This is a genomic window from Solwaraspora sp. WMMA2101, assembly GCF_049179175.1.
Taxonomy (GTDB): Bacteria; Actinomycetota; Actinomycetes; order Mycobacteriales; family Micromonosporaceae; genus Micromonospora_E.
In genome coordinates this window covers 3,275,897-3,298,613 of sequence record NZ_JBMHMA010000006.1, presented here as the reverse complement: position 1 = coordinate 3,298,613, position 22,717 = coordinate 3,275,897, and the positions used below count along the sequence as shown (strand labels likewise).

Genomic DNA, 22,717 nt, shown 5'->3' with positions numbered 1-22,717 from the left:
CACCTGCTCTACGAACGAAGCGAGGAAGCGACCATGGCACGTGCGGTCGGTATCGACCTGGGCACGACGAACTCCTGCGTCAGTGTGCTGGAGGGCGGTGAGCCCACCGTCATCGCCAACGCGGAAGGCTCCCGGACCACTCCCTCCATCGTCGCGTTCGCCCGCAACGGTGAGGTGCTCGTCGGCGAGGTCGCCAAGCGTCAGGCGGTGACCAACCCGGACCGGACCATCCGGTCGGTCAAGCGGGAGATCGGCACCAACTGGACCGTCGACATCGACGGCAAGAAGTACACGCCGCAGGAGATCTCCGCCCGTACCCTGATGAAGCTCAAGCGCGACGCCGAGGCGTACCTGGGCGAGCGGATCACCGACGCGGTGATCACCGTTCCGGCGTACTTCAACGACGCCCAGCGGCAGGCCACCAAGGAGGCCGGCGAGATCGCCGGGTTCAACGTGCTGCGGATCGTCAACGAGCCCACGGCGGCGGCCCTGGCGTACGGCCTGGACAAGGGCTCCAAGGAGCAGACCGTCCTGGTCTTCGACCTCGGCGGCGGCACCTTCGACGTCTCCCTGCTGGAGCTCGGCGAGGGCGTCATCGAGGTCAAGTCCACCAGCGGTGACAACCTGCTCGGCGGCGACGACTGGGATCAGCGGATCATCGACCACCTGGTGAAGACCTTCCGCGGCCAGCACGGCGTGGACCTGGCCCAGGACAAGATGGCCATGCAGCGGCTGCGGGAAGCCGCCGAGAAGGCCAAGATCGAGCTGTCCGCGGCCACCACGACCAGCATCAACCTGCCGTACATCACGGCCGGCCCGGCCGGTTCCGACGGCGCGCCGTCGGCGCCGCTGCACCTGGACGTCACCCTGACCCGGGCCGAGTTCCAGCGGATGACCCAGGACCTGCTGGACCGCTGCAAGGGCCCGTTCGAGCAGGCCATCAAGGACGCCGGGGTCAAGCTGGCCGACGTCGACCACGTGATCCTGGTCGGCGGCTCCACCCGGATGCCGGCCGTCTCCGAGCTGGTCAAGCAGCTCACCGGTCGGGAGCCGAACAAGGGCGTCAACCCCGACGAGGTCGTCGCCGTCGGTGCCGCCCTGCAGGCCGGCGTGCTCAAGGGCGAGGTCAAGGACGTCCTGCTGCTCGATGTGACCCCGCTGAGCCTGGGCATCGAGACCAAGGGCGGCATCTTCACCAAGCTGATCGAGCGCAACACCACGATCCCGACCAAGCGTTCCGAGGTCTTCACCACGGCCGACGACAACCAGCCGTCCGTGCTGATCCAGGTCTTCCAGGGCGAGCGGGACATCGCGGCGTACAACAAGAAGCTCGGCACCTTCGAGCTGACCGGGCTGCCGCCGGCGCCGCGCGGGGTGCCGCAGGTCGAGGTCACCTTCGACATCGACGCCAACGGCATCGTCCACGTCAACGCCAAGGACCTGGGCACCGGCAAGGAGCAGTCGATGACGATCACCGGCGGCTCGGCGCTGCCGAAGGACGACATCGAGCGGATGATGCGCGACGCCCAGGACCACGCCGACGAGGACAAGCGGCGTCGCGAGGAGGCGGAGACCCGCAACCTGGCCGAGCAGCTGCAGTGGCAGACCGAGAAGTTCCTGGCCGAGAGCGGCGACAAGCTGTCGTCGGACTCGCGTGACCAGATGAACGAGGCCCTCGGCGAGCTGCGCGGCGCCCTGGCCGGCAGCGACATCGAGAAGATCAAGTCGGCGCACGAGAAGCTGGCCCAGGTCTCCCAGCAGGCCGGTTCGGCGCTCTACGCCCAGCAGGCCGAGCAGCAGGGGCAGCCGGGCGGTGCGGCCGGACCGGGTACGGCCGGACCAGGTGCGGCCGGACCAGGTGCCGGTGCCGCCGGCGCGTCGGGCGGCGCCGCCGGTCCGGACGACGTGGTCGACGCGGAGATCATCGAGGACGACAAGAAGTGACGTCGCGCCGCAACCGGGAACCAGCGATGATCTTCGTCGAAGCGTCGTACGGATCGAGGTAGTCGAATGACGGACACACCACGGGCCGCCGATCCGGCGGGCACCGGGCGACCGGCCGGTCGTTCGAGGTCGACCGGGCGCGCCGAGGGTGAGGCTCCGGAGCGTCTGGTGATCCGGGACCGGCGGCGGATCGACCCCACCGGTACGCGGACCCGAAGTGCTCGGCACGCGGCGGCCGAACCGGCCGACGCGGCGACTGCCACCGACCAACGCCCGGCCGGGCGGCACGCCCGGCCGGGCCCGGAGGAGGAGACCGTGAGTGGGAACGCCAACGGCAGCCCGGCCGACAGCTCGGCCGAACCGGCCGCCGAGCCGACCGACCAGCCGCAGGAGTCCGGTTCCGGCCCGGCCACCCGACCGGACCCGACCGACGCCGCGACCGTCGACGAGCCGGTGACCGGAGAGATCGTCGAAGCCGACGAGGCACCCGACACCGGTCAGCCCGCCGCGTCGGCCGGTGACGCCGCCCCACCGCTCGGTGCCGAACTGCAGGCCCTGCGGGCCGATCTCGACGAGCGCACCCGCGACCTGCAACGGGTGACCGCCGAGTACGCCAACTACCGCAAGCGGGTCGAGCGGGACAAGGGGCTGGCCTCTGAGCAGGCTACCGGGGCGGTGCTCGCCGCGCTGCTGCCGATCCTCGACGACCTGGACCGGGCCCGCGAGCACGGCGACCTGGTCGGGCCGTTCGGCACCGTCGCCGAGCAGCTCACCACGGCGCTCGGGAAGTTCGGGCTGACCCCGTTCGGGGAGAAGGGCGACCCGTTCGACCCGACCCGGCACGAGGCGGTCGCGCACCTGACCTCCGGCGAGGTCACCGAACCCACCTGCGTCGACGTGATGCGGCGGGGATACCTGCTCGGGGACCGGCTGCTACGGGCGGCACTGGTCGCTGTCGCCGACCCCGAATGACCGCCGCCGGTCAGGCACCGGCGCGCACCACCGGCGGTGGGACGCGAGTCGCGTCCCACCGCCGGGGCGCCACCAGCGGTTCGGGGACACAGGGCAGTTCGGGGACGGACGGGAGGAGGACAGGGTGAGTTCCAAGGACTGGCTGGAAAAGGACTTCTACGCCGTGCTGGGGGTGCCCAAGTCGGCCTCCACGGACGACATCAAGAAGGCGTACCGCAAGCTGGCCCGGGAACTGCACCCGGACCACAACCCCGGCAACACCGCCTCCGAGGAGCGGTTCAAGGCGGTCTCCGAGGCGTACACCGTGCTCGCCGACGACCGTAAGCGCAAGGAGTACGACGAGATGCGCTCGTTGTTCGGCTCCGGCGCGTTCCGTCGCGGTGCCCGTGGTGCCGGCGGCTTCGACCCGTCCGACCTGTTCGGCGGTGGCGGCTTCTCCGGAGCCGGCGCGGGCGGCGGGGACCGGCGCTTCGGCGGCGCGGGTTTCTCGGACATCTTCAGTTCGATCTTCTCCGGTGGCGGGGCCGGCGGGATGCGTGCCCGTGGGCCGGCCCGGGGGCGCGACGTCGAGGCCGAGGTGGTGCTGGACTTCGCGGCCGCCGTACGGGGAACCACGCTGCCGTTGAGCCTGCGCGCGCCCGGCGTCTGCGACACCTGCCAGGGCAACGGTGCCAAGCCCGGTACGGTGCCCCGTACCTGCCCGACCTGTGCCGGGACCGGGCTGATCACCCGAAACCAGGGTTCGTTCAGCTTTTCCGAGCCGTGCCGGGACTGCCAGGGCGTCGGCACGATCGTCGACGAGAAGTGCCCGGAGTGTCACGGCAGCGGCGGGGTGACGAAGACCCGGACCCTCAACGTCCGTTTCCCGCCCGGGGTCGCCGACGGGCAGCGGATCCGGCTGGCCGGTCGCGGTGAGCCCGGCGACCGGGGCGGGCCGGCCGGTGACCTGTACGTACTGGTGAAGGTGCGCGGCGACGACCTGTTCGGCCGCTCCGGCGACGACCTGACGTTGACCGTGCCGATCACGTTCGCCGAGGCGGTCCTCGGTACGGACCTGCGGGTCCCGACGATGGACGGTGCGGTGACCCTGCGGGTGCAGCCCGGTACGCCGAGTGGTCGGACGCTGCGGGCGCGGGGCAAGGGTGTGCCGCGTCGGGACGGGACCGCCGGTGACCTTCTCGTCACCGTCGAGGTCGTCGTTCCGGCTACCGTTGACGAGTCGGCCACGGCGGCGCTGCGGACCTTCGCCGAGCACACGCCGGGGGCCGATCGGGAACGACTCGTCGCCCGGCTGCGTCGCAACGACAACGAGACCCCCGGGCCGCGACCAGCCACGGACAGGAGATGAGCGAGGGTGGAGGACGAACTGACGATCTCCTTCGAGGCCGCCTCCGACGCCAAGGTCCTGATCATTTCGGTGGCGGCCCGGATGGCCGGCATGCATCCGCAGACGCTGCGCCAGTACGACCGGCTCGGCCTGGTCCAGGCCGGTCGGGCCGCCGGTGGCGGTCGCCGGTACAGCGTCCGGGACGTGGTGCTGCTGCGGGAGGTGCAGCGGCTGAGCCAGGACGACGGGGTCAACCTCGCCGGCATCAAGCGGATCATCGGCCTGGAGCAGCTCGTCGGTGACCTGCAGCAGCAGGTCACCGAACTGCAGGCCGAGCTGGCCGCCGCGTACCAACGGATCGCCGAGCTGGAGTCGGTCGGGCCGTACCGGCGGGCGGACCTGGTCCCGACCAGTCGCACCTCGACCGCGCTGGTGGTGTGGCGGCCACAGCGCGGTGACCGGGGCGGCCGCCCAGCTACCGGCTGAGCCGGCCCGGCCACCAGGCGTGGTGACCGAGCAGGCTGAGCACCGCCGGGGCGAGGACCACCCGGATCACCGTCGCGTCGATGATCACGGCGGTGGCCAGCCCGATGCCGATCATCTTGACCAGGGTGTCGTCGATCCAGACGAAGCTGAGGAAGACCACCGCCATGATGGTCGCGGCGGCGGTGATCACCCGACCGGTGCCGGCGAGTCCGACGACCACGGCCGCGCCGGGGTCGCCGCCGCGCCGGTACTCCTCCCGGATCGCCGACAGCAGGAACACCTCGTAGTCCATCGACAGCCCGAACAGCACCGCGAAGAGCAGCATCGGCACCACCGACATGATCGGCACCGGGCGGTCGACGCCGATCAGGGTCAGCCCCCACCCCCACTGGAACACCATCACCAGCACCCCGTACGCGGTGCCGACCGAGAGCAGCGCCATGACCGCGGCCTTGACCGCGATCAGCGGTGCCCGGAACATCGCCACCAGCAGCAGCCCGGCCGCGAGGATCACCGCGAACACCACCCAGGGCAGCCGGTCGGCGACCGCGTCCGCGATGTCGATCATGAACGCGGTGGTGCCGGCGATCAGCGCACCGGTGCCGTACCCGTCGAGGGCCGCCGGGGCGGTGTCGGACCGGATCCGGTGCACCAGGTCGGCCACCCGGTCGTCCTGCGGCGCGTACCGGGGCACTACGTTGAGCAGCGCGAGGCGGCCGTCCGTGCTGAGCTGAGCCGGGGTGACCAGTTCGACCGCCGGGTCGGCGACCAGCCGGCGACTGAGGTCGTCGAGCGCGTCGGTGGTCCGCGTCGGGGACAGTTCGGCCGGCACCGGTACGGCGAGCACCAGCGGGCCGTTCCAGCCCGGCCCGAAGGCGGCGGCAACCCGGTCGTACGCCTGCCGCTGCGGCCAGTGCGCCGGCTGGTTGCCGTCGTCCGGGGTGCCCAGTCGCAACGTGAGCACCGGGGCGGTGACGACCAGCAGCGCCAGGGTGGCACCGACGGCGTACGCCCACCGGTGGCGGGTGACGTGGCGACCCCAGCGCGGCCAGCGGGAGTCGGCCGCCGGGTCGCGGGAGTCGGCCCCCGGAATGCGCCGACGGCGGCGGATCCGGCCCGCGTCGACCCGTCGGCCGAGCAGCCCGAGCACCGCCGGTAGCAGGGTCAGCGCCGCCAGCATGGTCGCGGTGACGGTCAGCGCGCCGGCCAGCCCCATCGCGCCGACGAACGGGATGCCGGTGAACGGCAGGCCGAGGATCGCGACCACGACCGTACCGCCGGCGAACAGCACCGCGTGCCCGGCGGTGCCGATGGCCCGGCCGGCGGCGGTGACCGGGTCGGTGGTTCGTCGGCCAGCGCCGCGCGGAACCGGGTGACGACGAACAGCGCGTAGTCGATTCCAGCGCCGAGGCCGAGCATCACGGCGACGATCGGCGCCGAACTTGGCACGTCAACCACGAGCGAGGCGATCAGCACCAGCGTCGTGCCGCAGGCGAGGCCGACCAGGGCGACCAGGATCGGCAGTCCGGCGGCGACCATCGAGCCGAAGGAGAGCAGCAGCACCACGGCGGCCGCGGCGAGGCCGACCAGTTCGGCGGTGCCGGTGGTCGGCTCGAACGCCACGTCGACGACCAGCCCCCGGAAGTCGACGTCGACACCGGCGACGCGGGCCGGTGCCACCGCCGCGTCGAGCCGCTGGTACGCCGCCGGTCCCAGGTCGCCGGCGTGCCGGTCGTAGCGGACGGTGCTGGTGGCGGTGCGACCGTCCGGGCTCAGCAGCCCGCCGGAACCGGGACCGGTGGCGTCGGGCAGCGGGTTGCCGGCGTCGACGACCGACGGCTGCTGGCGGATCGCGGCGACGGCGTCGGTGATCGCGGCGACCCGGTCGGCCCGGTGCAGGTCGCCGTCGGCGGCGTGCCAGACGATCTCGGCGCTGTCCGCGCCGTACGCCGGGAAGTGTCGCTGGATGAGGTCGGCGGCCCGCTGTGACTCGGCGCCGGGGACCCGGAAGTCGTTGGCGAAGCCGCCGCCGGTGAGCTGGCCGATGCCGGCGAGGGCGGCGGCGACGAGCAGCCAGGCGGCGATGGTGTGCCAGGGCCGGCCGGCGCAGGCCCGGCCGAGTCGTTCCAGGATGCGTTCCATGGCACCAGCATGACTGCACCGAGTGCAAAATTGCAATGAGTGAAGCTATCTGGGGTCCGGGCGTAAGGTGTCTGCATGCCGACCGAACCGGGCCTGCGGGAGCGCAAGAAGGAACGCACCCGGGCGGCTCTGATCGACGCGGCGGCCGACCTGTTCGACCGCAAGGGCTACGACGAGACGACCGTCGCCGAGATCGCCGCCGTCGCCGAGGTCTCCACCCGGACCTTCTTCAGCTACTTCCGCACCAAGGAGGAGGTCCTCTTCGCCGACAACGCCGAACGGCTGCGCATCGCCCAGGCCGAGATCCGCCTGCGGCACCCCGGCGAAAGCCCGGCCGACGTGCTGCTGCGTACCGCCCAGCGGATCTTCGCCACCAGCACCTTCTCCAACGAGCTGTTCGCCCGGCTCGCGCCGATCCGGGTCCGGCTGATCCTGGCCAGCCCGGCGCTGCAGGGCTACGCGCTGCGGCTGCTGCTCAGCGGGCAGAACGACCTGGCCCGTGGGCTGCGGGAAGCCTTCCCCGACGACCTCGACGAGGTCACCGCCGCCGCGATGGTGGGTTCGTTCATCGGGGCCCTGGTCGCGGTGATGATGCAGCTGCTCGCCGAGCTGCCCGACCCGGGGCGGGCCATCCTGGTCGACCAGGAGCAACTGCTGGCCGGACTGCAACGGGGGATGCAGGTCGCCGTCGCCGGACTCGCCGCCGCCGGTCAGCCACCCGCGCCGTGACCCTTCGGGCGGCGCTCAGCTGAGCCGGCGGGACTTGCGGACCAGACCGCCCTCGCACCAGTCGTGATAGTCGAACAGCTGCGGCTTGGCCAGCAACACCCGGGTGTTGTGCGCCCAGGTCGCCATCAACTCGTCGCCCTGCTGCTCGGCCTGCTCGACGAGCCGGCGCAGCCGCCGCTTCGGATGCGCCCGGAAATTGGTGCGGATCCCGTCGGCGGCGTAGATGTAGAGGCAGTGCAGCGCGAACCGGCGGGCCGGGCAGGTCGGATCCATCGCGAGGTCGAACAGGGTGGTCACCAACCGGTCGCCGGAGACCAGCAGATCCCAGTCCTGCGGCATGGACTGCAGCGGCACCGAGTCTGGCTGGTACGCCCAGGCACGCAGCTCGGCGGGCGCCGGGTCCACCGGATTGGCGAAGCCGCGGAACGCCGACTCCTGCACGCTCAACGGGGTGCCCTCCCGTCCGCGGCCAGCGGGGCGCTGCCGGCCCCGGGCCTGTCACTAGCTACTGCCGCGCCACCGTAGCGTGTCGGAGGGTGATCGCGGAAGTCCTGCAGCGTGCCATTCATGAGGGTGATACGTGTCCTCCCGCCTCCGCTGCGTGATGACCGCTGGCCGTACCGGCTGTCGGTCGCCGCCGCACCCGCCGCTTGAACCAGCGGGTGTCCGGCACCCGCGCCAGCACCGGCCCGCTGACGACGGTGATCAACACGTACGCGGTGGCCAGTGGGGCGAGCGCCGGCTCCACGCTCGAACTGGCCACCGCCAGACCGGCGATCACGATGGAGAACTCCCCACGCGGCATCAGCGCCAGCCCGGCCCGCCACCGGCCAGGTGCGGCGATGCCGGCCCGGCGGGCGGCCAGATAGCCGGTCAGCACCTTGGTGCCCATCGTCGTCACCGCCAGCGCCAACGCCGGCAGCAGCACCGGCGGGATGTCCCGGGGGTCGGTCACCAGGCCGAAGAAGACGAAGAACACGGCGGCGAACACGTCGCGCAACGGCGTCAGCAGCTCGGTGGCGCTGTGCGCCACCGGCCCGGACAACGCGATGCCGACCAGGAACGCGCCGACCGCCGCCGAGACCTGCAACTCGGCGGCGAGACCGGCGACCAGCAGGGTCAACCCGAGTACGCCGAGCAGCAGCGCCTCCGGGTCGCGTACCGACAGCAGGGCGGAGATCCGATGGCCGAACCGGACCGCGACCAGCAGCACGACGGTGACCGTGCCGACCGCCACCGCGACCGCCACGCCACCGGCGGCCCACCCGGCACCGATCAGCACCGCGCTGAGTACGGGCAGGTAGAACGCCATCGCCAGGTCCTCGACGACCAGGATCGACAGGATCACCGGCGTCTCCCGGTTGCCCAGCCGGCCCAGGTCGCCGAGGAGTTTGGCGACCACCCCCGACGAGGAGATCCAGGTGATCCCGGCGAGCACCAGCGCGGCGGTCGGCCCCCAGCCGAGCAGCAGCGCGAACGCCGCGCCCGGCAGCGCGTTCAGCAGCGCGTCGATCAGACCGGCCGGCGCGGCCCGGCGCAGGTTGCCGATCAGTTCGGCGGCGGAGTACTCCAGCCCGAGCATCACCAGCAGCAACACGACGCCGATCTCGGCACCGACGGCGAAAAAGTCCTGGATGTCGTGCAGCGGGAGCAACCCACCGTGCCCGAACAGCAGGCCGGCCAGCAGGTAGAGCGGGATCGGCGACAGCCCGTAGCGGCGGGAGAGCCGACTCAACAGGCCGAGGAGCAGCAACAGCGCGCCGAGTTCGATCAGCAGCAGGGCGCTGTCGTGCATCGCCGGGTCAGCCAGCCGGGTCGTCGTCGGCCAGGATGCCGCCGACGCCGTCCAGGCCGGCCCGGGTGCCGACGACCACCACCACGTCGCCGGCGGCGAACCGGAAGTCCGGCCCAGGTGACGCCAGCACCTCCCGGTTGCGCAGTACCGCCACGATCGACGCCCCGGTGCGGGTCCGCGCCTTGGTGTCGCCGAGGGTACGGCCGACGAACGGCGAGCCGGCGGTGATCGCCACCTGCTCGGTGAGCAGCCCGGCGGCCTGGTCGCGCAGCCCGGCCAGCTGGCTGAGCATCAGCGAGGCGCCGAGGATGTCGGCGAGCGCCTCGGCCTCGTCGTCGGTCAGCGGGATGTCGGCGTCGCAGGCGTCCGGGTCGTCCTCGTCGTAGAGGACCAGGTCCCGACGTCCCGACCGGTGGCTCACCACCCCAATCCGCCGACCCGACTCGGTCAGCAGATCGTGGCGCACCCCGATGCCGGGGAGGTCGACCTGTTCCACACGTGCGCGCACCCTTCCACGCTACGCCGTCGCGGGGCGACCCGCCGCGCCGCGTCCGGTCAGACTGAGGGAACAGGCGCGTGGGCGACGGGAGGCGGCGGATGCGAGACCGGGTACGCAGGCCCGCGACGACGACCGACCGGCGGGCTCTCCTGCTGCCGGCCGTACTGGTGGTGGCCGTACTGATCCTGGCGGGTTGTTCGATCGGCGACATCCGGCGTACCCCGCCGGAGCGCGCGGTCCCCTCGGCCGACCCGACGGTGCCGGCCGACGGGCCCGGCGCCGTCGAGGTCCGCCCGATGCGGGTGCCGGTGCCGGCGTACTACGACCCGCCGCTCATCGAGTTCGACCACGCCCGGCTGGGGTACGCGCTCTTCCCCGGCTGCACCCGGTCGGCGGACGCTGGCGACCCGGTCCCGTGCCCGCCGCTGCTCTTCGTCACCTTCGACGCCGGTGGGTCCTGGTGGCAACAGGAGCATCCGGCACCGGACGAGGGGTCGCCGTCGATGCTGGTCGGCTACGGCAGCCTGGTGCTGTCCACCGACGCCGCCTGGTACCGGTCGCTCGACGCGGGTACGACCTTCACCCGGTCGACCAGATCGGACGGGTCGATGCCGCCGGAGTACGCCAGTGTGGACGGGCCGTACCAGGTGTGCTGCCAGACCGATCCGGTGGCGCGGGTCGTCGAGGTGACCGAGCAGGGCATGGTCCCGTTGCCACAGCAGCCGCCGATTCCGGTGGTGCAGACCGTCGGCCACCTCGGCGACAAGCTGACCGTCGCCGGGCTGCGTGAGGGTCGGCTGCACGTGGCGTTCGGCGCTCTGGTGGCGCAGCCGGACGATCGTGGGGTGGCCGAGCCGACCTGGCAGTGGCAGACCGACGCGATCACCATCGCGGAGCCGGACCGGATCCGTCTGCTGGTGGTGCATACCGCGCCCTTGGGCGGCCGCTGGCTGATCGCCGAACGGGCGCCGGGTGAGTTCCCGCTGGTCTGGCGGATCAACGGGACGCAGCTGGAGCATCTGCCGGTCGACGACCCACCGACCGGGGTGGTGTCGGTGCTGCCCGACGGCGGCCGGTTGCTGGTCACCACCCGTACCGGTGCCTGGGCGGTCGGCTCCGACGGCCAGTTCGAGGTGCTCTACTGGCCGGTGCAGGGCGCGTACCTCACCCGGCTGCGGGACGCGACGGTGCAGGCGCGTCGGGACGGCGCGGTGCTGCTCAACGTGCGTCAACCAGTGGGTGCCGGCTGGGTGGAGATCTTCTGGGACCCGACCGGTCGGTGACCCGGTGCGGGTCGGGCTCACGCGGAGGACTCGTCGATCGGAGTTGAGTGGAATAGACTCAAGTCTGGTGGTGTCCTTACCAGTGGACCAACCTGCCGCACAGGGGAGCTCATGAACGCCGAACGTCTGACCACCAAGAGTCGCGAAGTCATCACCGCCGCGGTCGCCGTCGCCAACCAGCGGGGCCACGCCACGGTCGAACCGTGGCATCTGCTGCTCTCCCTGCTGGACACCGGTGGGTCGACCGCCGCCGGCCTGCTGCGGGCCGTCGGCGCCAACCCGGCCGAGATCCGCCGGTCCGCCGTACGGACCGTGGAGAACCTGCCCGCCGCCCGCGGCTCCAGCGTCGCCGAGCCGAGCCTGTCCCGCGAGTTCGCCAACGCGATCGGCGCCGCCGAGCAGATCGCCCGTCCGCTCGGCGACGAGTACACCTCCACCGAGCACCTGCTGGCCGGCCTGGCCCGGGTGGGTGGCGCGGTCGCCGGGCTGCTCAAGAGCGCCGGTGCCACCGAGGAGAACCTGATCGCCGCGTTCCCGTCGGTTCGCGGCGGCGACCGCAGGGTCACCACCGCCGACCCGGAGCAGACCTACCAGGCCCTGGAGAAGTACGGCGTCGACCTGACCGCCAGCGCCCGCGACGGCAAGATCGACCCGGTGATCGGCCGGGACGCCGAGATCCGCCGGGTGATCCAGGTGCTGTCCCGGCGTACCAAGAACAACCCGGTGCTGATCGGCGAACCTGGCGTCGGCAAGACCGCGATCGTCGAAGGACTCGCCCAGCGGATCGTCGCCGGCGACGTACCGGAATCGCTGCGCGACAAGCGCCTGGTCTCCCTCGACCTCGGCGCGATGGTCGCCGGCGCGCAGTACCGGGGCCAGTTCGAGGAGCGGCTCAAGTCGGTGCTGGAGGAGATCAAGGGCTCCGACGGCCAGGTGATCACCTTCCTCGACGAACTGCACACCGTGGTCGGTGCCGGCAAGGGCGAGGGCTCGATGGACGCCGGCAACATGCTCAAGCCGATGCTTGCCCGTGGTGAGCTGCGGATGGTCGGCGCGACCACCCTCGACGAGTACCGCGAACACATCGAGAAGGACCCGGCGTTGGAGCGCCGCTTCCAGCCGGTGCTGGTCGGCGAGCCGACCGTCGAGGACACCATCGGCATCCTGCGCGGGCTCAAGGAACGCTACGAGGTGCACCACGGCGTACGGATCACCGACGCCGCGCTGGTCGCCGCCGCCGGCCTGTCCGACCGCTACATCACCGACCGGTTCCTGCCGGACAAGGCGATCGACCTGGTCGACGAGTCCGCCTCCCGGCTGCGGATGGAGATCGACTCGCGGCCGGTCGAGGTCGACGAGATCGAGCGCGCCGTCCGCCGCCTCGAAATCGAGGAGATGGCGCTGGCGAAGGAGCCGGACCCCGGCTCGGCGCAGCGCCTGGAGCGGCTGCGCCGCGAGCTGGCCGACAAGCGCGAGCAGTTGACCGCGCTCAGCGACCGCTGGCAGCTGGAGAAGGGGCACATCACCCGGATCTCCACCGCCCGTGAGGAGCTGGAACGCCTCGGCGGCGAGGCGGAGCGGGCCGAACGCGACGGCGAGTTGGAGCGCGCCGCCGAGCTGCGGTACGGGCGGATCCCGGCGCTGCAGGGCGAGCTGGCCCGTGCCGAGACCGAGCTGGCCGCGTTGCAGGCCGACGGGGCGATGCTGAAGGAGGAGATCGGCGCGGACGACATCGCGGCCGTCGTCGCCGCCTGGACCGGCATCCCGGCCGGCCGGCTGATGGAGGGCGAGACCGCGAAGCTGCTGCGGATGGAGGAGTCCCTCGGTGCGAGGGTGGTCGGTCAGCCCGCCGCCGTCGCCGCCGTCTCCGACGCGGTCCGCCGGGCCCGGGCCGGGGTCGCCGACCCGGACCGGCCGACCGGCAGCTTCCTCTTCCTCGGCCCGACCGGTGTCGGCAAGACCGAGCTGGGCAAGGCGTTGGCGGAGTTCCTCTTCGACGACGAGCGGGCCATGGTCCGCATCGACATGAGCGAGTACGCCGAGAAGCACTCGGTGGCCCGGCTGGTCGGTGCCCCACCCGGTTACGTCGGGTACGAGGAGGGCGGTCAGCTGACCGAGGCGGTGCGCCGTCGGCCGTACTCGGTGATCCTGCTCGACGAGGTGGAGAAGGCCCATCCGGACGTCTTCGACGTGCTGCTGCAGGTGCTCGACGACGGCCGGCTCACCGACGGGCAGGGCCGTACGGTGGACTTCCGTAACGCGATCCTGATCCTCACCTCCAACCTCGGCTCGACGCTGATCAACGACCCGACGTTGACCGAGGAGCAGCGTCGCGACGCGGTGCTGGCCGTGGTCCGGGCGCACTTCAAGCCGGAGTTCCTCAACCGGCTCGACGACATCGTGGTCTTCGCGATGCTCAGCGGCGCCGAGCTGCGCTCGATCGTGGACATCCAGCTGGACCGGATGCGGCGGCGGCTGGCCGACCGCCGGCTGAGCCTGGACGTCGACGACGCCGCCCGTGGTTGGCTGGCCGAGCACGGCTACGACCCGATCTACGGGGCCCGGCCGCTGCGTCGGCTGGTCCAGTCGGCGATCGGCGACCAGTTGGCCAGGGCGTTGCTGGCCGGCGAGATCCGCGACGGGGACACCGTCCGGGTGCAGCTCGCCGACGACAAGGAAGGGCTGGCGGTGCAGGCAGGCTGACCGGCGTCGATGGTCCGTGCCGGGTGGCGCGGCGGGTGCCAGCGGTGTAACTCGAGGCAGACGCGGGTGTCGTTTGCCCCGTGCCACTGGCGGGGTACCGATACGGTGATCTTCCGAAGCTTCGGGGAAGGAGAGCTGTGTCGGATCCGAATCCGGCCGCGCCACCGGTCAAGGCGCGGCCGAGCACCGTCACCATTTCGAGTTACCTGCTGTTCCTGACCGCCGCCCTGCAGGTGGTCGGCCTGATCGTCGCGCTGTCCGTGACGGGCACGATGCAACAGGTCTACGAGGACGCCTACGCCGACTTCGACGGCATGGAGGCCATCGGCACGATCACGACGGTCACGACGATCGCCGGGGCGATCTTCGGGCTGCTGGTCGCCGCCGGTCTGGTGGTGCTGGCGCTGCTCAACAACCGGGGCAAGAACCCGTCCCGGATCGTCACCTGGGTGCTCGGCGGCATCTTCCTCTGCTGCTCCGGCGGTGGGCTGGCGCTCGGCGCCGCCGGCAGTGCGCTCACCCCCGACACGAGCGGCACCGACCCGAACATGCCGGACCCGGCGCAGGTGCAACGAGACCTGGAGGCCGCGTTGCCCGGCTGGTACGACCCGGTCAACCTGCTGGTCGGCGTGGTGACCGTGCTGGCGTTGCTGGCCGCGCTGATCCTGCTGGCGCTGCCGCCGTCGAACGAGTTCTTCCGCAAGCCGGCCGTCGCCTGGGAGCCGCCGGTGCCCGGTGGCGGGTACGGCGGCGTACCGCCGATGCCGGGTGGCGCCTACCCGAGCTACCCGCCGGCCCCGGGCACCCCGCCCGGACCGCCGCCGGCAGCCGGTCCGCCGCCCACGGGGGGCAACCCGCCGGCAGCCGGTGACACACCGGACAATCCCTCCGGTAACCCGCCGGGCAGCCAGCCTCCTTCGGGCAGCTGACCGGACGGTCCGGCACAGCACAGGAGGTACGTCGTGGTGGCATCGTCGTCCAGGATCGAGACCGCACTGGTCACCGGTGCCACCGCCGGCCTCGGCGCGGCCTTCGCCCGTCAGCTCGCCGCGCGCGGTACGCGGCTGGTGCTGGTCGCCCGGGACCGTCAGCGGCTGACCACGATGGCGGACGAGTTGACCGACCGGCACGGCGCGACGGTCGAGGTGCTCGACGCCGACCTCGCCACCGAAGGCGGGGTCGGCGTCGTCGCGTCCCGGCTGCGGGACACGGAGACCCCGGTGGATCTGCTGGTCAACAACGCCGGGATCGGCTTGAACCAGTCGTTTCGCCGCACCGACGAGGCCGACGAGCTGCGGCTGCTGCGGTTGAACGTGGAAGCCGTGCTGCGGCTGACCCATGCGGTGCTGCCGGTGATGGTGCAACGCCGAGCAGGAAGAGTGATTAACGTCTCATCGGTCGCCGGATTTGGTCCGGTTGCAGTGGGTTCGACCTATCCAGCGAGCAAGGCGTGGGTCACGAACTTCAGTGAGTCGATCGACAATTCGGTCCGCCACCTCGGGGTCCGGGTGATGGCGCTGTGCCCCGGCTACGTCCGTACGGAGTTCCACGAGCGGGCCGGTATTCGTGTCACTGGATCGCCTGGCTGGCTCTGGCTGCGGGCCGACGACGTGGTCGCCGACGGGTTGCGGGACCTGGCCAGGGGGCGTGCGGTGAGCGTCCCCGACTGGCGGTACAAGGCGCTCGCCACTGTGGTGCGTCACGCTCCGCATGGGCTGCTGCGGCTCGCCGGCGGTCGACCGAAGGATCGCGAGTGAGCCGGAGAGCGTACCAGCGTGTCCGTCGAAACGCTTCCCGCCGCCGCGACCAGGGGTTTTGTGGTGTATGGGCAGCTAGCGACGTGGATGGCGTTATCGGCGAGTTGCCGGGCCGGCGGCGGGAGACCCAGTGACGCGCAGTACGCTTTGCACCATGGGGGACCATGACGACCTGCGCAAATTCATCACTGACCTGGCCGTGGTGCACGGCAAGGTGGTGTTGTCGTCAGGTCGCGAGGCTGATTGGTACGTCGACCTGCGGCGGGTGACGTTGCACCACGCCGCCGCACCGTTGGTGGGGCGGGTGTTGCTCGACCTCACCGCGGACTGGGAGTACGACGCGGTCGGTGGCCTGACGTTGGGAGCGGACCCGGTGGCACTGTCCATGCTGCACGCTGCGGCGACGCGGCAGCGCAAGCTGGACGCCTTCGTGGTGCGCAAGGCCGAGAAGACGCATGGACTCCAGCGACGGATCGAAGGGCCGGACGTGGTCGGTCGCCGCGTACTCGCGGTGGAGGACACCTCGACGACCGGGGGCAGTGTACTGACCGCAGTCGAGGCGCTACAAGAGGCAGGAGCAGAGGTGGTCGGCGTGGCGGTGATCGTCGATCGTGGGGCGGGCGACGCGGTTCGGGCAGCCGGACTGCCCTACCGGGCCGCCTATACGTTGGCTGACCTCGGCCTTCTGGCCTAAAAGTTTGCCGATTCGGATCTGCTGATATGCAGGCGGATCGATGCTGTTTGGTGGAAGGATGGGTTTCGTGGGAACTGCGTTGGCTGAAATGACCATGCCTCAAATCTCGCCGCTTGCCGGCGAGCCGATCGAACGCGCAGACGCGGAGCGACTCGCTGGAGTCCTCAAGGCGCTCGCCGACCCGGCCCGACTCAGGCTGCTCAGCCTGATCCAGTCGGCGCCGGAAGGCGAGGCCTGCGTCTGCGACCTCACCGCTCCGCTCGGGCTCTCCCAGCCGACCGTGAGCCACCACCTGCGTATCCTCACCGAAGCCGGCTTGCTGGAACGGGAGAAGCGCGGCGTGTGGGCTTACTACCGGCTGGTGCCGTCCGCGATCGCCACGATCGCGGATCTGCTGACCCCGCCGCGTAAGCGCGCCACCAAGAAGGCGCGCTGACCTGACGGCACCTTGCCTGGCCGACTCGCTGGAGGCGGAGCTGCCAGGCAAGGTGCCCAAGGCCTCGAAGGGACACCGGTGACGTACGTTGCTGGCGACCTGCGGGACCAGCTGGCCTACCTCGGGCGCGACGTGGTGCGCGCCGGTCTCGTCGTGGGCTCCGGCGGCAACCTGTCCGCCCGGCTGCCCGGTGGCGACGACTGCTGGGTGACCGCGTCCGGCACCTGGCTGGACCGGCTCGACCGGGCGTCGTTCGTCCGGGTCCGGGTCGCGGACGGCACGACGCTGCCCGACGGTCCGGCACCCGAGGCGATGCCGCCTGTCGCGGTGGCACCTGGCGCGATGACGCCTGCCGGTACGCCGGCGCGGCCGACCAGCGAGCTGGCCCTGCACCTGGCGGTCTACCGGGCCCGCCCGGACGTGCACGCCGTGGTGCACCTGCATCCACAGTCCATGCTGCTGCTGGACACCCTCGGCGTACCGATCCGGCTGGTCACCACCGACCATGCCTTCTACCTGCGTCGGGTCGTCACCGTCCCGTTCGCGCCGCCGGGCGGCTGGCCGTTGGCGCAGGCTGCCGCCGACGCGGCCGCCGACGGCACCAACTGCCTGATCCTGTCCCGGCACGGCTGCTCGGTGCTGGCCAGCTCGGTCGAGCTGGCCCATAAGCGTGCGGTCAACCTGGAGGAAGCGGCCCGGCTCACCTACCGGGCACTGGCCGTCGGCCGGCTCGACGAGCTGACCCCGCTGCCGGCCGACTACCTGGACCAGCTGCCGCACCCCGAGCAGGGCAGCGTCTGAACCGGAACCCTGCTCAGCGGTGGTGGCTGGGCAGCTCCGGCGACTCCTCCTGGGTGACGTCCACGGCGGCGCGGCGCAGCCGCCGCTGCTCGACGATCACCATCGCGGTGACCACCGCGATCCCCAGCAGCAGGAGCAGCACCACCGACGGCGCGTTGCCGGCCGGGGCCAGCAGCCCCCGATCCTCGGTCTGCCACGGCCACAGCGCCCGCAGGCTGCCGACGATGACACCGGTCATCACCGCCAGGGTGACCCGGCGGTGATGCTCCAACAGGTACTGCAGCAGCTTCACGAACAGCGTCAGGCCGATCACCATGCCGGCGGCGAAGACCGCCAGGTAGCCGAGGTTCCGGTCGTTGACCGCCTCGATGGTCGGCTCGTAGAGCCCGACGGTCAGCAGCAGGAACGACCCGGACACCCCCGGCAGCACCAGCGCACAGACCGCGACGGCGGCCGCCAACAGCACCACCACCGGGTTCGGGTCGATCGTCGCCGACGGCAGCCCGGTCAACACGAACGCCGCCACCGCCGCGATGCCCACCGCGGCCGCGTCCCGTACCCGCCACGGTCGGCCGATCATCGAGATCGGCACCAGCACCGACGCCAGCACCAGGCCGAAGAACAACCCTCGGGTCTGCTCCGGGTACTCCTCCAGCATCGGCTCCAACAGCCGGGCGGCGAGCAGCAGACCCGGCAGCATGCCGAGCGCCAGCGGGATGACCACATCCCAGTGCACCTGGCGGAACTGGTCGCGGCTGCGCGCCCAGCCCTGCTTGCGGGGTACGTCGGAGACCGCGTACCGGACCGTGTTGATCAGGTGCCCGGCCGAGGCGATGAGCCGCTCGTACACGCCGGTGACCAGTGCGATCGTCCCACCACTGACGCCCGGGATGGCCTCCGCCACCCCGATCGCCGCACCCCGGAACACATGGCCGACACGTTCACGCACTGACATTCGCGCAACCATACCGGGCCAGAGTTCACAGTCGGGGGTCGACCGGCTCGGACTCGCAGGCGAGTACCGCGAACACCAGCTCGTGTCGGCGCCACAGTGCGGCGTCGGCGGCCAGCAGGTCCAACGCGGCCAGGCCGAGGCCGTGCTCCCGCAGGGCCATCGCCCGTTTGCGCCCCAACGACCGGCGGCGCAGGGCGGCCAGCCGCTCCGGCTCGGTGTACTCCGGGCCGTAGATGATCCGCAGGTACTCCCGGCCCCGGCACTTGATCCCCGGCTGCAGCAGCCGGCCGGTGCCGCCCCGGGCGGCCGGGCCGGCGTACGGCTTGACCACCATGCCCTCGCCGCCGGCGGCGGTCAGCTCGTGCCACCAGTCGGTCGCCCCGGTCACCGCCGCCTCGTCGGCCAGGTCCACCACCCGTCGCCGGGTGGCGGTGAACACCGCCGGATCGGCGGCCACCAGCGCGTCGGCGCAGTCCAGGTGCCAGCCGTGGTCGCGGTCGGCGTACGACCGGCCGTCGCTGGCCAGCACCGCGAACGGCGCCAACGTCACCGTGTCCGGGTCGCCGACGTACGCCCGGTAGGCGTCGGCGTACCGGTCGACGTCGACGGCCCGGCGGGCCAGCCGTTCGCGCAGCTGCCCGACCGGTAGCCCCCGGCCGGCCGCCGCATCCAGGGCGTCGAGCGCGGCGGGCAGCGCGGCCCGGCCGGCGGCGGCGACCCCCGCGTACTGCTCGCGGATCAGCCCGAGCGCCTTCGCCGACCAGGGCAGCAGCTCGCAGTCGAGCAGCAGCCAGCTGGCCGGCCCGGCGTCGGTGGCCAGTCGCTGCCAGAGCCCGGCGGCGTCGGCCGCCGCCCGGACCCGGGCCAGCAGCGCCTCGGTACGGGCGGTCGAGTCGAAGAACGGCCGCCCGGTCCGGGTGTGCACCACCCCGCCACCCGGCCCGAACCGGGGATGCCCGGCCGGGTCGCGGCAGACCAGCACCACCGCCCGCGACCCCATGTGCTTCTCCTGGCAGACCACCCGCTCCACCCCGGCGGCCCGGTAGTCGGCGAACGCCTCCGCCGGATGCTCCAGGTAGCCGTCCCGGGTCGACGTCGAGCAGGGGGCCATCGTCGGCGGCAGCCAGACCAGCCAGCGGGGATCCACCGCGTACCGGCTCATCACCTCCAACGCGGCGGCGGCGTTGCCGGCCGCGACCGTCGTGGTGCCGTAGCCGTAGTCGATGTGCCGCCGGCCGGTGACGTCGCTGAGCAGCAGTACGTCGTCGCGGCGCTCCGACACGGTGGCACCGTTTCCGTCGACCGGGTCGGCGGTCAACGGTTTCACCGGGGCGTAGTACTCGCGGGCGGCCGGCACCGAGACGAGCTCCCGAGACGGGTAGCGCAGCGCGGTGAGCCGGCCGCCGAAGACGCAGCCGGTGTCGACGCAGATGGTGTTGTTGACCCACTCGGGGCGCGGTGTCGGAGTGTGCCCGTAGACCACGGTGGCGGCACCCCGATAGTCGCGGGCCCACGGGTAACGCACCGGCAGGCCGTACTCGTCGGTCTCACCGGTGGTCTCCCCGTACAGCGCGAAGCTGCGCACCCGGCCCGAAGCCCGGCCCTGGTATTCGGCCTTGAGCCCGGCGTGCGCCACCACCAGCGCGCCCCCGTCGAGCCGGTAGTGGCTGACCAGGCCGTCGATGAACCTGGCGACGTCGTCGGTGAAATCGGCCGGCTCGGCGGCCAGCTGCTCCAGGGTCTCGGCCAGCCCGTGCGACACGGTCACCTTGCGGCCCCGCAGTTTGCGCAGCAGCTTCTGCTCGTGGTTGCCGGGCACGCAGAGCGCGGTGCCGGCCCGGACCATCCCCATCACCAGGCGCAGCACCCCGGGCGAGTCCGGGCCGCGGTCGACCAGGTCACCGACGAAGACAGCGGTACGCCCCTGCGGGTGCCGGGCACCGACCGGTCGGCCGGTGTCGTCGCGCTCCAGCGTCCAGCCGAGCGCGGTCAGCAGCGCTTCCAGCTCGGCCCGGCAGCCGTGCACGTCACCGATGATGTCGAACGGGCCGGTGAGTTCCCGGCGGTCGTTGTACAGCCGGGTGAGTCGGATCTCGGTGGCGTCGATCTCGTCGGTGCCGCGCAGCACGAACACGTGCCGGAACCCTTCCCGGGCCAGCTTGCCGACCGACCGGCGCAGGTCGCGGTGCATCCTGGCGACCACGTGCCGGCCGAACGTCCGGTCGGTGCGGCCCTGGGTGCGTTCCCAGCAGAGCTGCTCCGGCACGTCGAGCACCACCGCGACCGGCAGCACGTCGTGCTCGCGGGCGATGGCGACCAGCCCGGCCCGGGCGTGTTCCTGCAGGTTGGTGGCGTCGACCACGGTGAACCGGCCGGCCCGCAGCCGTTTGCCGGCGACGTAGTGCAGTGCGTCGAAGGCGTCCGCCGACGCCGACTGGTCGTTCTCGTCGTCGGCCACCAACGCCCGGAAGGTGTCCGAGGAGAGCACCTGGGTGGCGGCGAAGTGCCGGCGGGCGAACGTCGACTTGCCGGAGCCGGAGACGCCGACGAGCGCGACCAGGGCGAGTTCGGGGATCTCCAGGACGGTCACCGGGCACCCCCGACGCCCACGGCACCGTCGGCGCCGGCGCGGGCGCCGTCGCGGGTGAAGACCGCCAGCTGGGTCGGCGGCCCGACCTGCGGGTCCACCTCGCCGACCGGCCGGTAGGTCACCTGATAGCCGTACGTCGTGGCGACCTGCCCGGCCCAGGCGGCGAACTCGGCACGGGTCCACTCGAACCGGTGGTCCGGGTGGCGCAGCGTACCGGGGGTCAGGCCGTCGAAGCGCACGTTGTACTCCACGTTCGGGGTGGTGACCACGACGGTGCCGGGTCGGGCGTGCCCGAAGACCGACTCGGCCAGTGCGGGCAGCCGGGGCGGGTCCAGATGCTCGACCACTTCCATGAGCACCGCCGCGTCGAAGCCGCGCAGCCGGTCGTCACGGTAGGTCAGCGCCGACTGCCACAGCCGTACCCGCTGCTGCTGGCGGGGCGGCAGCCGGTCCAGCCGCAGCCGGCGGGCGGCCAGCTCCAGCGCCCGCGCCGACACGTCGGTGCCGACGATCTCGCTGATCCGGGGCTGGGCGAGCAGTTCGGTGAGCAGCGCACCGCCGCCGCAGCCGAGGTCGAGCACCCGGCTGGCGCCGACCTCGGCCAGCACGGCCAGTACGGCGGCCCGCCGGGTCGCCGCCAGTGGACGCGGCCGCGACGGCGCGCCGTCCGGGTCGCCGCTGTCCGGGCCGACACCGTCGGGTTCGACGCTGTCCGACTCGATGCTGTCGGGTTCGACCGCCGCGTCGGACAGCCGCAGCTGCGCGGCCTGTGCCTCGGCGAGCTGGTCCTCGGCCTGCTGGGCGAGGATCCGTCGGTGCGCCAGGTACCGCCGGGTGATCAGGCGGCGCTCCGGGTGGCCGGCCAACCAGCCGTCCCCGGCCCGTAGCAGTTTGTCCAGCTCGTCCGGGGCAATCCAGTAGTGCTTGGCGTCGTCGAGCACCGGCAGCAGCACGTACAGGTGGTTGAGCGCGTCGGCGACCCGCAGCGTGCCGGTCAGGGTGAGGTCGACGTAGCGGCTGTCGCCCCATTCGGGGAAGCGTTCGTCGAGGGGGATCGGCCGGGCGGTCACCGTCCAGCCGAGCGGGGCGAAGAGACGGTCGGCGAGTGCCGCGCCGCCCCGGCAGCGCAGCACCGGTACCCGGACGGTCAGCGGCAGCGCCACGTCGACCAGTTCGGGTCGGTCCCGGCTCTGCCCGCGCAGCGCCGACCGGAACACCTTGGCGAGCGCGGCGGCGAGCAGGCTGGACGCGGCGTACGGCCGGTCGTTGACGTACTGGCTGAGGGTGAAGCTGCCGGGCATCGCGGCGGTGGGCCGGCCGCGGTGGCGGCCCCGCGCGGCGGTGAGCCGGCCCGGGTCGACGTCGAGCAGCAGCGCGGCGGTGCAGCGCTGTTCGTCGGCTTCCGGGTAGAACACGTGCGCGGTGCCGGTGGGTACGTCGAACGACTGCATCCGGTCCGGATGCTTGACCAGCAGGTAGCCGAGGTCGGTGGCGGGTCGGTGAGTCGTCGTCACGGTCAGCAGCACGCGGGTGATCGTGTCAGCCGGGCGCCACCCTGGGACAGCGGTTTAGCCGTCGCGGCGGACGCCGGCCCGGGGTGACCG

At 72.1% G+C, this 22,717-nt stretch carries 20 protein-coding genes; 12 read left to right on the top strand and 8 right to left on the bottom strand.

Going from position 1 to position 22,717, the window contains the following annotated elements; translation table 11 throughout:
• Positions 1-33: 33 nt before the first annotated feature.
• The 4 genes from dnaK (at position 34) to ACN28F_RS15770 (ending at position 4,729) form a co-directional block, all read left to right on the top strand.
• The gene (dnaK, locus tag ACN28F_RS15785; RefSeq protein ID WP_421358441.1) at positions 34-1,944 is read left to right on the top strand and encodes a molecular chaperone DnaK; all 1,911 of its coding nucleotides are present in this window, start codon (positions 34-36) and stop codon (positions 1,942-1,944) included.
• Positions 1,945-2,010: 66 nt separating this feature from the next.
• The gene (gene grpE / locus ACN28F_RS15780; protein WP_289208718.1) at positions 2,011-2,916 is read left to right on the top strand and encodes a nucleotide exchange factor GrpE; all 906 of its coding nucleotides are present in this window, start codon (positions 2,011-2,013) and stop codon (positions 2,914-2,916) included.
• 124 nt (positions 2,917-3,040) lie between these two features.
• Entirely contained in the window at positions 3,041-4,264 is a 1,224-nt protein-coding gene (gene dnaJ, locus ACN28F_RS15775) for a molecular chaperone DnaJ (RefSeq protein ID WP_421358439.1), read from the top strand.
• Between the two features lie 6 nt (positions 4,265-4,270).
• On the top strand, positions 4,271-4,729 hold the full coding sequence (locus tag ACN28F_RS15770) for a heat shock protein transcriptional repressor HspR (protein ID WP_289208716.1): 459 nt from the start codon (positions 4,271-4,273) through the stop codon (positions 4,727-4,729).
• Here the strand turns inward: ACN28F_RS15770 and ACN28F_RS15765 are convergent.
• Both ACN28F_RS15765 and ACN28F_RS15760 read right to left on the bottom strand, forming a co-directional pair.
• Complete coding sequence (locus tag ACN28F_RS15765) at positions 4,719-6,020, bottom strand: MMPL family transporter (RefSeq protein ID WP_421358437.1); 1,302 nt, start codon at positions 6,018-6,020, stop codon at positions 4,719-4,721. The genes ACN28F_RS15770 and ACN28F_RS15765 overlap by 11 nt on opposite strands.
• Positions 5,924-6,871 (bottom strand): MMPL family transporter, encoded by a 948-nt coding sequence (locus ACN28F_RS15760; RefSeq protein WP_421358435.1) that lies wholly within the window; start codon positions 6,869-6,871, stop codon positions 5,924-5,926. The genes ACN28F_RS15765 and ACN28F_RS15760 overlap by 97 nt, the downstream gene beginning before the upstream one ends.
• A gap of 75 nt (positions 6,872-6,946) precedes the next feature.
• Between ACN28F_RS15760 and ACN28F_RS15755 the strand changes: the two genes are divergently transcribed.
• Positions 6,947-7,600, top strand: coding sequence for a TetR/AcrR family transcriptional regulator (locus tag ACN28F_RS15755; RefSeq protein WP_289208713.1), 654 nt, complete (start codon positions 6,947-6,949; stop codon positions 7,598-7,600).
• Positions 7,601-7,615: 15 nt separating this feature from the next.
• On the opposite strand, the gene ACN28F_RS15750 is transcribed toward ACN28F_RS15755, so the two are convergent.
• From ACN28F_RS15750 to ACN28F_RS15740, 3 genes are all read right to left on the bottom strand, one after another.
• Positions 7,616-8,047: a hypothetical protein gene (locus ACN28F_RS15750; protein ID WP_282224703.1), complete on the bottom strand. Its 432-nt coding sequence runs from the start codon at positions 8,045-8,047 to the stop codon at positions 7,616-7,618.
• A 118-nt stretch (positions 8,048-8,165) separates the two neighbouring features.
• Positions 8,166-9,395: a cation:proton antiporter gene (locus ACN28F_RS15745; RefSeq protein WP_421358432.1), complete on the bottom strand. Its 1,230-nt coding sequence runs from the start codon at positions 9,393-9,395 to the stop codon at positions 8,166-8,168.
• Between the two features lie 7 nt (positions 9,396-9,402).
• Complete coding sequence (locus ACN28F_RS15740) at positions 9,403-9,903, bottom strand: cation:proton antiporter regulatory subunit (RefSeq protein ID WP_289208711.1); 501 nt, start codon at positions 9,901-9,903, stop codon at positions 9,403-9,405.
• An 89-nt stretch (positions 9,904-9,992) separates the two neighbouring features.
• Between ACN28F_RS15740 and ACN28F_RS15735 the strand changes: the two genes are divergently transcribed.
• The 7 genes from ACN28F_RS15735 (at position 9,993) to ACN28F_RS15705 (ending at position 17,568) form a co-directional block, all read left to right on the top strand.
• Positions 9,993-11,177: a hypothetical protein gene (locus ACN28F_RS15735; protein WP_289208710.1), complete on the top strand. Its 1,185-nt coding sequence runs from the start codon at positions 9,993-9,995 to the stop codon at positions 11,175-11,177.
• A 111-nt stretch (positions 11,178-11,288) separates the two neighbouring features.
• Entirely contained in the window at positions 11,289-13,880 is a 2,592-nt protein-coding gene (gene clpB / locus ACN28F_RS15730; RefSeq protein WP_421358430.1) for an ATP-dependent chaperone ClpB, read from the top strand.
• A 137-nt stretch (positions 13,881-14,017) separates the two neighbouring features.
• Complete coding sequence (locus ACN28F_RS15725; RefSeq protein WP_289208708.1) at positions 14,018-14,809, top strand: hypothetical protein; 792 nt, start codon at positions 14,018-14,020, stop codon at positions 14,807-14,809.
• Positions 14,810-14,842: 33 nt separating this feature from the next.
• Entirely contained in the window at positions 14,843-15,637 is a 795-nt protein-coding gene (locus ACN28F_RS15720) for an SDR family NAD(P)-dependent oxidoreductase (RefSeq protein WP_289208707.1), read from the top strand.
• A 154-nt stretch (positions 15,638-15,791) separates the two neighbouring features.
• Entirely contained in the window at positions 15,792-16,331 is a 540-nt protein-coding gene (pyrE, locus tag ACN28F_RS15715; protein WP_421361410.1) for an orotate phosphoribosyltransferase, read from the top strand.
• A 58-nt stretch (positions 16,332-16,389) separates the two neighbouring features.
• On the top strand, positions 16,390-16,767 hold the full coding sequence (locus tag ACN28F_RS15710) for an ArsR/SmtB family transcription factor (protein ID WP_278110946.1): 378 nt from the start codon (positions 16,390-16,392) through the stop codon (positions 16,765-16,767).
• Positions 16,768-16,845: 78 nt separating this feature from the next.
• Complete coding sequence (locus ACN28F_RS15705; protein ID WP_421358427.1) at positions 16,846-17,568, top strand: class II aldolase/adducin family protein; 723 nt, start codon at positions 16,846-16,848, stop codon at positions 17,566-17,568.
• Positions 17,569-17,581: 13 nt separating this feature from the next.
• Here ACN28F_RS15705 and ACN28F_RS15700 read toward each other — a convergent pair whose 3' ends face one another.
• From ACN28F_RS15700 to ACN28F_RS15690, 3 genes are read right to left on the bottom strand one after another with little or no spacing between them, the layout of a single operon-like run.
• The gene (locus ACN28F_RS15700; protein WP_289208705.1) at positions 17,582-18,523 is read right to left on the bottom strand and encodes a DUF368 domain-containing protein; all 942 of its coding nucleotides are present in this window, start codon (positions 18,521-18,523) and stop codon (positions 17,582-17,584) included.
• Between the two features lie 25 nt (positions 18,524-18,548).
• Positions 18,549-21,113: a polynucleotide kinase-phosphatase gene (locus tag ACN28F_RS15695; protein ID WP_421358425.1), complete on the bottom strand. Its 2,565-nt coding sequence runs from the start codon at positions 21,111-21,113 to the stop codon at positions 18,549-18,551.
• Positions 21,110-22,639, bottom strand: coding sequence for a 3' terminal RNA ribose 2'-O-methyltransferase Hen1 (locus ACN28F_RS15690; protein WP_421358424.1), 1,530 nt, complete (start codon positions 22,637-22,639; stop codon positions 21,110-21,112). The genes ACN28F_RS15695 and ACN28F_RS15690 overlap by 4 nt, the downstream gene beginning before the upstream one ends.
• Positions 22,640-22,717 lie beyond the last annotated feature (78 nt).

Bases quoted from the DNA above. Each gene is read 5' to 3' on its own strand.
- dnaK (WP_421358441.1), top strand. From the start codon at position 34: ATGGCACGTGCGGTCGGTATCGACCTGGGCACGACGAACTCCTGCGTC.
- grpE (WP_289208718.1), top strand. From the start codon at position 2,011: ATGACGGACACACCACGGGCCGCCGATCCGGCGGGCACCGGGCGACCG.
- ACN28F_RS15760 (WP_421358435.1), bottom strand. From the start codon at position 6,871: ATGGAACGCATCCTGGAACGACTCGGCCGGGCCTGCGCCGGCCGGCCC.
- ACN28F_RS15755 (WP_289208713.1), top strand. From the start codon at position 6,947: ATGCCGACCGAACCGGGCCTGCGGGAGCGCAAGAAGGAACGCACCCGG.
- ACN28F_RS15745 (WP_421358432.1), bottom strand. From the start codon at position 9,395: ATGCACGACAGCGCCCTGCTGCTGATCGAACTCGGCGCGCTGTTGCTG.
- ACN28F_RS15735 (WP_289208710.1), top strand. From the start codon at position 9,993: ATGCGAGACCGGGTACGCAGGCCCGCGACGACGACCGACCGGCGGGCT.
- clpB (WP_421358430.1), top strand. From the start codon at position 11,289: ATGAACGCCGAACGTCTGACCACCAAGAGTCGCGAAGTCATCACCGCC.
- pyrE (WP_421361410.1), top strand. From the start codon at position 15,792: ATGGGGGACCATGACGACCTGCGCAAATTCATCACTGACCTGGCCGTG.
- ACN28F_RS15710 (WP_278110946.1), top strand. From the start codon at position 16,390: ATGGGTTTCGTGGGAACTGCGTTGGCTGAAATGACCATGCCTCAAATC.
- ACN28F_RS15700 (WP_289208705.1), bottom strand. From the start codon at position 18,523: ATGTCAGTGCGTGAACGTGTCGGCCATGTGTTCCGGGGTGCGGCGATC.